Here is a 13,413-nt window from a genome sequence, read left to right as displayed (position 1 = left end):
GTTTTAAAGTTTAAATGAACTCTTTAATGAAACGATGAGATTAAAAACGGGTTTTTCCGTTGTGGTGTCTTTTGGATCGACATTAAAGTAACCATGTCTGAAAAATTGAAACTTCTCTTGTGCTTGAATATCTTTCATTGTTGGTTCAATAAAGCCTTGAAGAACTTGTAAAGATTGTGGGTTGATTTGCTCAAGGAAGCTCTTTTCCGCGCCCCCTTCATTGTTTAAAAGGAGTGGCTCATATAAACGGAATTCGGCTGGTATCGCTTGTGTGGCTTCGACCCAATGAAGCGTTCCTTTTACTTTTCTTCCGGTGAACCCATTCCCGCTTTTGGTTTCAGGATCGTACGTACAATGAATTTCGATCACATTTCCTTCTTCGTCCTTAATTACGTCTTCGCACTTAATGAAATAGGCATGTTTTAAACGAACTTCGTTACCTGGGAATAAGCGGAAATATTTTTTCGGAGGGTTCTCCATAAAATCTTCTTGTTCAATATAAATTTCTCTAGAAAATGGGATTTGTCGCATGCCCATTTCTGGATTTTCTGGATTGATTTCGGCATCCAGCATTTCTACTTGTCCTTCTGGATAATTCGTAATCACGACTTTTAATGGGCGGATGATTCCCATCGTACGTGGAGCCTTCAATTTTAAATCTTCACGTACAAAGTAGTCTAGCATTTGCGAATCGACTTCTCCGGATCCTTTTGAGACGCCTGTTTCTCTTACAAATGTACGGATCGCCTCAGGTGTATACCCTCTCCGTCTTAACCCAGAGATCGTTGGCATTCGTGGGTCATCCCAGCCGTCGACGACTTTTTCGTCTACAAGCTGTTTCAGCTTTCGTTTACTCATAACCGTATTTGTAATGTTTAAGCGTCCGAATTCCGTTTGTTCAGGAATATGCTCCATCTCGCATTCAGCGACTACCCAATTATAAAGCGGGCGTTGATCTTCAAATTCGGTCGTACATAAGGAGTGGGTTACACCTTCAATCGCATCCTCTAACGGATGAGCAAAGGCATACATTGGATAAATGCACCATGCATCGCCAGTGTTATGATGTGTCGCATGGGCAATTCGATAAATGACCGGATCACGCAAGTTGATATTTGGTGAACTCATATCGATTTTGGCACGTAAAACTTTTTCACCGTTACCGAACTCCCCGTTACGCATTTGTTCAAAAAGTTTAAGGTTTTCCTCGATTGAGCGATTTCGATAAGGACTGTCCTTACCTGGTTCTGTTAACGTTCCACGGTATTCACGAATTTCCTCTTGGGTCAAATCATCAACATAGGCTTTTCCCTTTTTAATGAGTAGAACAGCTCGGTCATACATTTCTTGAAAGTAATCCGAAGCAAAGAAAAGGCCATCCCATTTATAACCTAACCATTCGAGATCTTCTTTAATGGCGTTAACATACTCGGTGTCTTCCTTAAGGGGATTCGTATCATCAAAACGAAGGTTCACTTTCCCGTTAAAATCATTAGCTAAGTCAAAATTGATCACAATCGCTTTTGCATGCCCAATATGTAGGTAGCCGTTTGGTTCTGGAGGGAATCGAGTGACGACGTGGTCTCGTTTGTTTGTTTCTAAGTCTTTCTTTATTAAGCTCCGTAGAAAATTGGAATTTTCCATTTTGTATCATCCTATCTTTAAAATTCTATGTGCATCATTTTTCCATATTATCTGTTGACCATATTGTATCACAAGTCATTGTATGAGCAAATGTACGTTTAATGATACATTTGGCGATATTCAGTAGGCGTTATTCCTTCATGTTCAAGAAAGCGTTTGTTGAAATAACTAATACTTGTATAGCCTGATTGTTCGGCAATTTCTTTAACCGTCATTTTTTTATCTTTAAGTAATAATTGTTTGCTACGTTGTAATCTGCATAATGTAATGAATGCCATCGGTGTCATCTGTGTCGCTCGTTTAAATAATCGACAAAAATAGTAGGTGCTAACCTGTGCTTCATTTGCCCAATAATCCAACTCAAATGGTTCACATGCTTTGCTTTGCATTTGTGGCAAAAGGGTATGAATTCGATCATCTAATTCTGCTTTTTCTCCTAAATGTCTGGGCTGAACATTTGTGATGAATTCGAGTAGAAAAGCATAAGTGGCCGTTGAAATTTGTGAGAGCTGTAGTAAACAATGTTGCTCTGCCTTATGAAGAAGATGTTCATGGGCAGCTTCTAAATGGGCGATTTGTTGAGATTTCCACAAGATAAATCGTTGAAATCCTTTTTCGGAAAGAAACGATTGAAGGTGGTCCCCGTAAAAGTGAACCCATCTAATATCCCAAGGATCCTCTTCGCTACTATAATAACATTGCTGTTGCATCGGAAAATATAAAAAAGCATCCCCTCTTTTGACTAAAAAGCGTTCGTGATCGATTTCAACGTAACCAGTTCCTGAGAGAATAAAATGAATGCTAAAGTTATTTAATGTTCCTACTTTTCTCGCTACATAATGTTCTACATCATCCCGATAATGGCCAATCGATTCAGGGAGAATGAGATATTCGTGTTTTGTTAATGTAGGGAATAGTGTTTGTCTGCGCATCAGGAAGCTCTCCTTTTGGTGATGATTTAAAACGTATTTTAGAGTTGATGAATGAATAGAGAGACAGAACATGGTTATAGCAGATGAACGAAAAGTCGCCCTCCTTTTTTATGGGCAATATTGTTTTATCGTAAGTCAATAAGCTTATATTTTTATTTCATTCTTTATTTATTATACTAGCAATATAGTGTTAAGTAAAAGGAGGCTTACAATGGAAAAGATTCGTTGGGGGATTATCGGAAGTGCGAATATTGCCAAGAAAGCAGTGATTCCAGGTATACAGCAATCAGAAACAGGAGAGGTTGTGGCGATTGCTAGTCGAACGAAAGAAAAAGCAGAGGAAATGGCACAAGAGTTATCGATTCCAGTAGCTTATGGAAGCTATGATGAATTATTAGATGATTCAACAATTGAAGCCGTTTACATTCCGCTGCCAAATCATCTTCATAAAGAGTGGACGATTCGAGCAGCTGAAGCGGGCAAGCATGTGTTATGTGAAAAACCAGTCGCCTTAAATGGAGAAGAAGCGAAAGAAATGGAAGAGGCTTGTGAAAAAGCAGGAGTCATATTGGCTGAGGCTTTTATGTATCGATACCATCCCCGTTATTCGATGATTAAAGAGGTAATGAATTCAGGGGAAATTGGTGAGATACGTGGAATACACGGGGCATTCACCTTTAATAACGCACAAAATTCTAGCAATATTCGGTATAAAAAAGAATGGGGCGGTGGTTCATTATATGATGTCGGTGTTTACCCGATTAGTGCAGCACGAATGTTATTAGGGAAAGAGCCTCAAGCAGCAACCGTTCATGCTTTCTTTTCTGAAGAGCATGATGGTGTTGATATGATGGCATCTGGACTATTGGAGTTTGAACAAGGTGTTGCATTGACCTTTGATTGTGGGATGTGGGCGGCTTTTCGAAATACGCTTGAAATTGTTGGGGCAGAAGGTCGAATTGAAGTTCCTTCAGCGTTTATTACGGATCAATCAGAGGGAGATCATTTTTTTGTGATTACGAATGATGGAAAAGTAGAGGTTGAAGTACCGAGGCTTAATCAATATGCATTGCAAGCAGATGCGATTGGGAATAGGATTCGTAATGATGTTCCACTTCCATATCCAGCTTCAGACGCTGTTTTAAATATGAAAGTAATCGATGCGTGCTTATTGTCAGCCGAAGAACGTCGACGAATTGAAATCAAGTAGGAGGGTTTTACTATGAAAACGATTCGCATTCAAGGATTAGAGAAACCAGTATCTGTACTGATTCAAGGATCCGATTATTTTCGCCCAAGTAATTATGAAACCGTTTGTGAAGTGTTAGATCGCTTTTTTTCCATTGGTGGAAATACGATTGATACAGCTCATGTCTATTGCGGAGGAGAGAGTGAAGTGGCGATTGGACAATGGATGAGGGAGCGAGGCAATCGTGAGGACGTCATTATTTTAACGAAAGGTGCTCACCATGATCAAAATGGTTCACGGGTCAATCCGGAAGCTATTTCAAAAGATTTGTTTGAAAGCTTAGAACGTCTTGGAACCGATTATGTTGATTTATATGCCCTGCATCGTGATGATCCGAATGTTCCTGTTAGTGAAATTATGGATGTGTTAAATGAGCATATTGTAGCTGGAAGAATCAAAGCAATCGGTGGGTCGAATTGGACGGTCGAGAGGATTCAGGAAGCTAACGAGTATGCAGCTTCTAAAGGACTGATTGGCTTTACATTTAGCAGTCCGAACTTGAGTTTAGCTAAGCCGAATGAACCGTTTTGGTCAGGGTGTGTTTCAGCAGAAGCAGATGATTGTAAGTGGCATAAAGAGCAACAAATCCCAATTCTTTCATGGTCTTCCCAAGCGCGAGGCTTTTTTACGGGGCGCTTTTCTCCTGAAGATCGGAGTAATAAGGATCTCGTTCGAGTTTTTTATAATGAAGCAAACTGGGAGCGTCTCCGTCGGGCGGAAGTTTTGGCGGAAGAAAAAGGGGCTACAGCTATACAAGTGGCTCTTGCTTATGTGCTCAATCAACCATTTCCGACAGGGGCATTGATTGGTGCACAAAATGAACATGAATTGCTTTCATGTCTAGAAGGCTCAGAGATCCGGTTAACAGAGGACGAGGTACGTTGGTTAGAGGATGTAGATTTACTAGTAGAGAAAAGATAAGTGGTTATAAATGGATATTGGGTGGTAAAGGTATTGCTTCAATTGAGAAGGAATGCCTTTCTTTTTGGGCAAAATACGGAAATCAAGTAGAGATTACAGGTTATAACGGTTTTTATATCGAAACAAAGGTAAAGAAGGAATTTTGTGCCTATTACAGAAAGGAGAAAAGAAGGTTATTATTGATTATTCAAAGGGATGAGGGGAGAAATAATTTGAACCAAGCATTGTTAATCATTGATGCCCAGCAAGAGTTAATCGATGGAAATCAACAAGAGAAAGCGGTTTTTAATAAAGAGCAGCTAATCAAAACGATTAATAAAGTGATTGAGAAAGCGAAAAAACTCGATATTCCAGTTCTATTTGTGAGAGATCTTGATGTCGCTGAAGGGAGAGGGAGTGGGTTTCAAATTCATAATGAAATCGATATGCCTAATGAAGCAAAATTTTTTGATAAAACGGCTACAAATTCCTTTTATGGAACAGGTCTTCTGGAACACGTACAATCTCAACAAATTGAACATATTGTTATTATGGGGTGTGAAACTCAACATTGTATTGATAGTGCAGTCAGAACAGCAACTATTCAAGGAATGGATGTAACCTTGGTTGGTAATGGACATTCAACAAAGGGAAATGATGTTTTAAGTGCAGAACAAATCATCAATCATCATAATAGTACGTTGCATGGTCATTATAACGTTGACCACTTTTCGGTTGTCAGAAAGGCGGAAAAAGACTTATTTGCTCCAACTCATGATACATATAGATAATCGAAGGATAAACTAAAACGATTGAAAATGGTTGAGCAGGAATTGTTTCCTGTTCAACCATTTTTATTTTCTTCATCTATTTTGATCCATTTTTTAGGTGTTTGTTTCTTTGAACTGAAGTGAATTAACGTATCGGAAAAACAATCAAGTAAGGCAATAAAATGTTCCTTGGAGGACTCTGGAATTTGATCGGCGATCCAGAACATTTCGTCGAAACATTCTTGGCGGACAAATTCGGTATATTGCTGATACACTTCATATCCTTTGGTAGATGGTTTTATATAAATATCTTTGCGATTTCCGCTCAGGTGGTATTTTTCAAGTAAGCCTTTTTCTGTGAGATTCTTAGCATTTTTAGAAAAGGCACTTCGACTAACTCCTAATCGTTCCGCCATTTCAGACATTTTCTCATCCTTATCTTCTGCTTCTATAATGTATTCTAAAGTTTGAACTTGTGAAGCAGAGAGAAGAACATCTGTCCCGTAAGCAAACTGTCGTTTATACGTGTTTGAGTAAGCATTGCCATATTTAATGATTTTCTCTATCAGTGCTCGATGATTACCCATCCATTCTAGTTTCATAAATAAACCCTTTCCTTGCCTAAGTTTATGTCACTAAAATGGATCATATCATACCTCAATATTATTTAGTAGAGAGTTGACTGGTTATACTCGTTTTTCAATCCACGAAATGGCTTCTTCGATTACTTCGTCACGGCACGTTTCATTAAAGATTTCATGCATGAGCTGAGCGTAAATTTTTAACGATTTATCTGTGGAAGCGATATCGCCGTATACGATGCGGGAGTCCTCTTCACTGATAAGGCCGTCATTGGCACCATGCATGATGAAGACAGGGTCAATGAATTGCTGCGCATTTGCTTTTAACCATTCTACACCTTGAATAAGGTTGTTTAATAGGTCAACAGATATTTGTTTTTCAACAAGTGGATCATTAACATAAGCGGATACAACCTCAGGATTACTACAAACTCCGTCGCCTAGTTCATTTGGAAGATATGTGCCTGAAGGAAGATTGATTGGTGTGTCACCAAAAATCTTTTTCGTATAACGAGTTAATGCGCCTGATAAGACAATTCCCTTTACTTTGCCGGGATATTTCGTGCCAAAGGCAGTCGAAGCAAATCCTCCCATGCTATGACCGATGACAAAGACAGGGATAGTTGGATTCTCTTGTAAAGCGATATCGACATTCGCATTAACATCGTCAATAATGACATTAAAATCACTATAAAATGTCCGCTTACCTTCTGATCTGGCATGGCCGCGATGATCAAAGCGATAGACGTTGAAACCACGTGCGTTGAGTGTATTCGTTAAATAATCATAGCGGTTCAAATGCTCACATAAGCCATGAACGATAACGACAGCGGCTTTCGCTTCATCTACTATATCCTTTCTCACATAAAGCTTTGTACCGTCAAAGGATGGAAACATTGTTTCAGTCATCATATTCATTCCTCCATTATTATTGTTTTCTTGAGAAATTAAATTGTTTCCTAAGGATACAATGATCATAACACCGTTGGAATTATCTGTCCACAATAAAATGAAAGGGTTATCATAGGTGGTTAGCCTATCTAGTGAGAAATGATAGATACAATCTTTTGATGAACCTTTTTACTTGGACTAATCAACATATCAAAAAAGGATGAATCCAAAAATGAGTGGAGCCAGCCTTTTTTTGAAACGACTATTAAAAAATCGCCTAAATTTAATGTTCCTTCATTTCTTCAACAATTTCCTCACCACTAAATTGAGAAGGGTAGTAAGGGGGACAATTCGTTAATTCATTTAAAAGAGTCTCATGCTCATCATCACCAAAATAAATATGGTAATGTTCAGCTTTTGTTGGGGAAATGCTATGAGCGCTGAATTGGACATGTTTTGGAACACCATCTTCTTCGCCAACTAAGTTAAATAAATAACTCCTCTATTTCCAGACTCGTAAGTAAAGATTTCATACCCGTTATATGTGTATTCTCCTGTTTTTGCTTCACCATTTTGATAGAATGTCATCGTGTTATCTGTAATGACGATACGTTCCATTTCAGTTTCATACCCAACTGTGTAATAGTCTTTGTACTCTTCAAATGTTTTATCTTCGCTTGCATCTGCTTTATTTTCTAAAACTTAAGTACAATCTATATAGCAGGCTCACTAGGAAATGCAATAATGAAGTATATTCTTGAAGCTAAATGGATTGAGAAATCAACTAAAAGTCGGTATCTGAAGTGTAAGAAAGAGAGAAGAAAAAGCGGAGAAAAGAACTATGCACTCAACCTTAATTCAAAAGTAAAATCAATATAAATTCAGGCTGGATTCAATAATAAGCCAGTCTTCTTCTTTCCTTCAAAGCTCCCCGTAATCCTTTTCCCAATAAAGCTTTCAATCATCTTCTATCTTGCCTTATTTTCTCTAGTCTATTTGTATAAGTCCACAGAATTCCTGTTCATTTTCAGGCATTTATCTTTTAATCTTCTTTTCCTTACTTATGATACAAGCCATTCATATAAAGGTAAGTTAATTGTTCTCTAATTTCTTGTATTGAAAAGTGGCTTTCGCCTATTACACTTTCCCACATAAACATTTCATTTGCATAAAACCACCCGCGAGCGATAAGGGTTGGATCAAGATGGTTAGAGGCTAGTCCTTTTGATTGAGCGAAGGTAATGTCTTTAGTGATACTTGTAATAAATCGTTCTTGAATTTCACTCCAACGTTTAGCAACCGCAGTGGAGATACCTCTAGCTTCGTTTAAGACGCTCATCATTTCTGCTTCTTGTTTGGCTAATGATAAAAACAGTTCCACTTGTTCTTGAATACAGCTCTGTGCTTCTTCAACGGTATTGGGTACAAATGAACGCTCAGCAACTTGATAAAATTGGTTCATGAGTTCATCGACTAATTCAATTAAGATCTCATCTTTGTTTTTGAAATAAACATAGGCTGTGCCATATCCAAGACCTGCTTTTTTGATAATTTGTGAAATCGTTGTTTTTGTAAAGCCTTGTTCAATAAAACTCGTTCGACCAGCTTCAAGGATTCGAAGGCGAGTTTGGACTGCTTTTTCTTCTCTTAATGACAACGCTTTCTTCATTAAGTCCTCCTCCTTTTTTCTTTAAAGTGTATTACATTATTTTAATGACATCAAGTCGTTGACATGATGTCATTAATTGTTTTATAGTAAGGGCATAAGGATTCTAACGTTCAGAATAAATTATCTGAAAAAATGAAAGGTTTAAAAAAGGAGGTCTATTATGACTCAGCAATTAACTTATGAAATGGCAATAGACTTAGATAAGCAAGATTCTCTAGCTTCATTTCGAGAAGAGTTTTATTTACAAGACAATCAAATTTATTTAGATGGTAATTCTTTAGGCTTATTATCCAAGCGTGCTGAGAAAACATTGCATACACTAATTGATTCATGGAAAACATTAGGAATTGATGGCTGGACGGAAGGCAATTATCCATGGTTTTATTTATCAGAATCATTAGGCGATAAAATGGCTCAACTTGTCGGGGCTTTTGAAGATGAAGTAATTGTAACCGGTTCCACGACAGCGAACTTACATCAGCTTGTCGCTACTTTTTATAAACCAGCTGGAAAGCGTACGAAAATTTTAGCGGATGAACTGAATTTTCCTAGTGATATTTATGCCCTTCAAAGTCAAATTCAACAAAAGGGCTTCGATTATCACGAGCATTTAGTTCAAGTGAAAAGTGCAGACGGTCATACGTTAAAAGAAGAAGACATTATTGAAGCGATGACCGATGAGATTGCTCTTATTCTATTACCGAGTGTTCTTTATCGTAGTGGTCAGATACTTGATATGAAGCGTCTGACAGAAGAAGCTCATCAAAGAGGGATTATTATCGGTTTTGATCTTTGCCATTCGATTGGCTCGATTCCGCATGAACTGAGCGAATGGGGAGCCGATTTTGCCTTTTGGTGCACGTATAAGCATTTGAACGGAGGGCCGGGATCGGTTGGTAGCCTTTATGTAAATCGCAAGCATTTTGGTACAGCACCAGGTCTTGCTGGCTGGTTTAGTTCGAAAAAGGAAAAGCAATTTGATATGGAACATACGTTAACTCATGCGGAAGATGCTGGAGCTTTTCAAATTGGTACTCCGCATGTTCTCAGCCTAGCTCCTCTAATTGGTTCACTGGAATTATTTCATGAAGCTGGTATTGAGCAAATTCGTCAAAAATCGTTAGCTCTTACTCGCTTTATGAAGGAGTTAATGGAGCAAGAATTAAAAGCTGAGCAGTTTGTTTTCCGTAATCCTGATCAAGATGATAGACGTGGTGGTCATTTATACATTGAACATCCAGAGGCTGCTCGTATTTGTAAAGCATTAAAGGATGAAGGTGTCATTCCAGATTTCCGTACACCAAACGGAATCCGACTAGCACCAGTTGCTCTTTATAATTCATTTGAAGATGTTTGGAATAGTGTCCAAATTTTAAAACGAATTATGAAAGAAGAACTATATAAGAAATACGAGAATAAGCGAGGAGTCGTGGCGTAATGAACCAGGCAAAATGGATCGATATTTCTCAACCATTAGATGACAAGCTCGCACATTGGCCTGGAGACACACCGTTTCAATATGTAACGGAATATACGAAGGAACAAACTGGTTCGGTGAATATTGGAAAAATGACAACGAGTCTCCATTCAGGGACACATGTTGATGCACCATTTCATTTTGATAATAGTGGTGCCCGTATTCTTGATTTAGATATTGAGCGCTTTATCGGGAAAGCTCGTGTGATTGACGGTTCCTCTTATACGATGTTAAATGAAGAGATGTTTTCCCATTTTGATTTAGATGGGGTGGAGCGTCTACTAATTAAGACGTCGATTCCGAATAATCCAATTCATTTTCCAGCGGATTTCCCGTCAGTGACTGCTTGTGGAGCTAACTATTTAGGCGATAAAGGGATTAAGTTGATTGGGGTCGATGTTCCTTCTGTCGATCATCCTGATAGTAAAGAATTAAGTGGACATCATGCTCTTTTAAAAAATGATATAGCGATTTTAGAGAACGTAATGCTTGATTCTGTTTCTGATGGAGATTATGAACTAATTGCTTTACCACTTCCTATAAGAGAGGGGGATGGCAGCCCCGTTCGTGCTGTTATTCGCCCATTACTTTCAGATGAAAAAGGAGAATGATGATGACTGAAAATCCAAAAACGACTGCAAATGAAAAAGGAATTTATACGGACTTTAAGAACAATATGACGTATGGGGAATACTTAAAGCTTGATCAAATTTTATCAGGACAAGAGCGTCTTTCCGATCACCATGATGAAATGCTCTTTATCATTATCCACCAAGTAAGTGAATTATGGATGAAGTTAATTTTGCATGAAACAAATGCAGCGATTGAATCGATTCAGGCAGAAGATTTCCAAGCATCGTTCAAACGTTTAGCCCGTGTGTCAAAAATTCAATCTCAAATTATTCAAGCTTGGGATGTTTTATCAACGTTAACACCAGCTGAATATATGGAATTTCGTGATTCACTTGGCCAAGCATCAGGGTTTCAATCTTATCAATACCGTAAAATAGAATTTGCACTAGGTTATAAAACGCCACATATTTTAAAAATTTATGAAAAGGATCCAATCTTGCATAAAGAGTTAAGTGATGCTTTTCATAGCCCTGGTCTTTATGATGTTGCGATTGAAGCTTTGTCTAAAGCTGGATTTTCGATTAATTTGGATCTCCTTAATCGTGATTACTCAAAACCGTATGCAGAAGATGAGAGTGTAAAGCAAGCTTGGATGGCTGTATATCGTGATGTTGATAAGCATTGGGACTTATATCAGTTGGCTGAAAAGTTAGTCGATATTGAAGATTGGCTTCAACAATGGCGTTTCCGTCATATGAAAACGGTAGAGCGGATTATTGGATTTAAAGTGGGGACAGGTGGTTCTTCTGGCGTTAATTATTTAAAGAAAGTACTAGATCAACGCTTCTTCCCTGAATTGTGGGATTTACGAACAGAACTATAAACTTTCGATTACGCTAAGGGGGGGAACAATATGGGGGAAAAAAGAGAACAATGGTCTTCTAATATTGGATTTATATTTGCATCTGCGGGAGCGGCCATTGGCTTAGGAGCTATTTGGAAATTTCCTTATGTGACAGGTACAAATGGAGGAGGAGCTTTTCTCCTCGTCTTTATTGCCTGTACATTGCTAGTCGGTTTACCGATGTTAATTGCTGAGTTTGTGATCGGTCGTGGGTCGAAAAAAGAAGCGGTTTCTGCTTATCAAAAGCTGGCTCCTAATAGTCGTTGGGGGCATCTTGGTAAGCTAGGCGTTGTCGGTTGTTTTTTCCTCCTCTCTTTTTATTGTGTTGTCGGTGGTTGGGTGCTTATTTATACCGTATTATCACTGACAGGACAAATTATTGGACCGACTACTGATTATGCTCAATTGTTTGGTTCAGTTATTAGTACACCATGGGTAGGACTTCTTGGATTATTTGTTTTCTTAATTTTGAATGTAATCATTTTATCACTTGGGATTAAAAATGGAATTGAACGAGCAAATAATGTTTTGATGCCATTGCTCTTTATCTTTTTTATTATCTTAGTGATTCGTTCGTTAACATTAGAAGGGGCAAGTGAAGGGGTGCGGTTCTTCCTGCAACCAGATTTCTCTAGTTTATCAGCAGAGGGTGCCCTTTATGCACTTGGGCAATCATTTTTTGCTTTAGCGGTTGGTTTCTCTTGTTTAGTTACATATAGTTCTTATTTAGATAAGAAGGAAAGTATTCCGACGGCCGCTGTCTCGGTTGTCGTGATGAATTTATTTGTCTCTATCTTAGCGGGTTTAGCGATTTTTCCAGCCATTTTTGCTTTAGGTTATGAGCCGACGGAAGGACCAGGTTTGCTTTTCGTTATGTTGCCTGCCGTTTTTTCTGAGATTATATTTGGCGAAATTTTTTTAGCGTTATTTTTGTTACTATTTTTATTTGCTACTCTCACTTCTTCCTTCAGTCTGCTAGAAATTATTATTTCAGCATTTACTGAAAAGAAGGTAAGCACTCGTAAGAAAATAACGATCATTTCAGGTTTAGTTGTTTTTGTCGGTGGAATTCCAGCGGCATTAAGCTTCGGGCTATTAGAGCATGTTCAGATTTTTAGTTTATCGATTTTTGATGCGACCGATTATTTGGTTAGTAACATCATGCTCCCAATTGGATGTCTATTAATTTCCTTATTCATTTCATTTAAAATGGAAAGAAAGCTTATGGAAGCGGAATTTTTAAGCGGAAATAATCTTTCCAGTCAATTGTTTAAAATCTGGCTCTTTTTAATGAGATTTGTTGTGCCTCTTGTCATTATCGTTGTTCTGATTGTTTCATTAGGGATTTTTTAATCGTAGAAAGCTCGATCGCTTAGGTGATTGAGCTTTTTATTTTAGACTTTAAGGAAGTTTATCTTTATTGATGGAGTAAATGATAAAATTAATCTGCAAGAATACATTGACATTATGAAGGAAATTTTAAAAAAGTGAATTGTGCTGAGCATTTCACTTTATTTATTTACTGAATATCGTTATATTCAGATATATAGATTTATAGATTTATATTTTATCCAAACTTATCTCTGGATTTATGTATCTATATTATAGACACTACTTATCTAAGGAGGTGATTTCGAAAAAGAATCATTTTCATATGTTTTTTAACTAATATATTGGTAATTCTAGATATATAGATTTTTAGAGTAAGTGACTTAATAAGTTATAGGGTCTTTGATATTCGTTGGTTTGGGGAAGTAAACCTCTACTGATTGAAGTTTCACTTATGATTATTGGTTTATGCGTCATTCACTATTTTTTATTTA

Annotated in this window: 12 protein-coding genes and 1 pseudogene; 7 read left to right on the top strand and 6 right to left on the bottom strand. The window is 37.7% G+C overall.

The features are described 5' to 3' along the window. Positions 1-3: 3 nt before the first annotated feature. Positions 4-1,644 (bottom strand): glutamine--tRNA ligase/YqeY domain fusion protein, encoded by a 1,641-nt coding sequence (locus AA0017_RS18230; RefSeq protein WP_413376804.1) that lies wholly within the window; start codon positions 1,642-1,644, stop codon positions 4-6. Positions 1,645-1,742: 98 nt separating this feature from the next. Continuing rightward, positions 1,743-2,576, bottom strand: a complete 834-nt coding sequence (locus AA0017_RS18225; protein WP_413376803.1) for an AraC family transcriptional regulator — start codon at positions 2,574-2,576, stop codon at positions 1,743-1,745. Between the two features lie 211 nt (positions 2,577-2,787). On the opposite strand from AA0017_RS18225, the gene AA0017_RS18220 reads away from it, so the two are divergent. The 3 genes from AA0017_RS18220 (at position 2,788) to AA0017_RS18210 (ending at position 5,516) form a co-directional block, all read left to right on the top strand. After that, entirely contained in the window at positions 2,788-3,786 is a 999-nt protein-coding gene (locus tag AA0017_RS18220) for a Gfo/Idh/MocA family protein (RefSeq protein ID WP_413376801.1), read from the top strand. A gap of 12 nt (positions 3,787-3,798) precedes the next feature. Then, complete coding sequence (locus AA0017_RS18215; protein WP_413376799.1) at positions 3,799-4,746, top strand: aldo/keto reductase; 948 nt, start codon at positions 3,799-3,801, stop codon at positions 4,744-4,746. Between the two features lie 212 nt (positions 4,747-4,958). After that, entirely contained in the window at positions 4,959-5,516 is a 558-nt protein-coding gene (locus AA0017_RS18210) for a cysteine hydrolase family protein (protein WP_413382704.1), read from the top strand. Positions 5,517-5,569: 53 nt separating this feature from the next. On the opposite strand, the gene AA0017_RS18205 is transcribed toward AA0017_RS18210, so the two are convergent. The 4 genes and pseudogenes from AA0017_RS18205 to AA0017_RS18190 form a co-directional block, all read right to left on the bottom strand. Beyond that, complete coding sequence (locus AA0017_RS18205; protein ID WP_413376797.1) at positions 5,570-6,097, bottom strand: MarR family transcriptional regulator; 528 nt, start codon at positions 6,095-6,097, stop codon at positions 5,570-5,572. 84 nt (positions 6,098-6,181) lie between these two features. Beyond that, positions 6,182-6,988 (bottom strand): alpha/beta hydrolase, encoded by an 807-nt coding sequence (locus AA0017_RS18200; protein WP_413376795.1) that lies wholly within the window; start codon positions 6,986-6,988, stop codon positions 6,182-6,184. Between the two features lie 262 nt (positions 6,989-7,250). Further along, positions 7,251-7,609 (bottom strand): annotated as a pseudogene (locus AA0017_RS18195) (ZinT/AdcA family metal-binding protein); the annotation flags it as partial. Positions 7,610-8,024: 415 nt separating this feature from the next. Continuing rightward, positions 8,025-8,636 carry a TetR/AcrR family transcriptional regulator gene (locus AA0017_RS18190; protein WP_413376793.1) on the bottom strand — a complete coding sequence of 204 codons (612 nt, stop codon included), beginning with the start codon at positions 8,634-8,636 and terminating at the stop codon, positions 8,025-8,027. A 160-nt stretch (positions 8,637-8,796) separates the two neighbouring features. Here AA0017_RS18190 and kynU point away from each other — a divergent pair, with 160 nt between their 5' ends. From kynU to AA0017_RS18170, 4 genes are read left to right on the top strand one after another with little or no spacing between them, the layout of a single operon-like run. After that, entirely contained in the window at positions 8,797-10,074 is a 1,278-nt protein-coding gene (gene kynU, locus AA0017_RS18185; RefSeq protein WP_413376791.1) for a kynureninase, read from the top strand. After that, the gene (kynB, locus tag AA0017_RS18180) at positions 10,074-10,724 is read left to right on the top strand and encodes an arylformamidase (protein ID WP_413376789.1); all 651 of its coding nucleotides are present in this window, start codon (positions 10,074-10,076) and stop codon (positions 10,722-10,724) included. Before kynU ends, kynB begins: the two co-directional genes overlap by 1 nt. 2 nt (positions 10,725-10,726) lie before the next feature. Continuing rightward, a complete protein-coding gene (gene kynA / locus AA0017_RS18175; protein WP_413376787.1) occupies positions 10,727-11,569 on the top strand; it encodes a tryptophan 2,3-dioxygenase in 843 nt (280 codons plus the stop codon). Between the two features lie 30 nt (positions 11,570-11,599). Continuing rightward, positions 11,600-12,943, top strand: a complete 1,344-nt coding sequence (locus AA0017_RS18170; RefSeq protein ID WP_413376785.1) for a sodium-dependent transporter — start codon at positions 11,600-11,602, stop codon at positions 12,941-12,943. Positions 12,944-13,413: the final 470 nt, after the last annotated feature.

It is taken from the genome of Alkalihalobacillus phoenicis (assembly GCF_047302405.1).
Classification (GTDB): domain Bacteria; phylum Bacillota; class Bacilli; order Bacillales; family Bacillaceae_D; genus Alkalihalobacillus.
The sequence above is the reverse complement of the archived record's forward strand: the minus strand, read 5'-3'. Positions and strand labels throughout refer to the sequence as shown.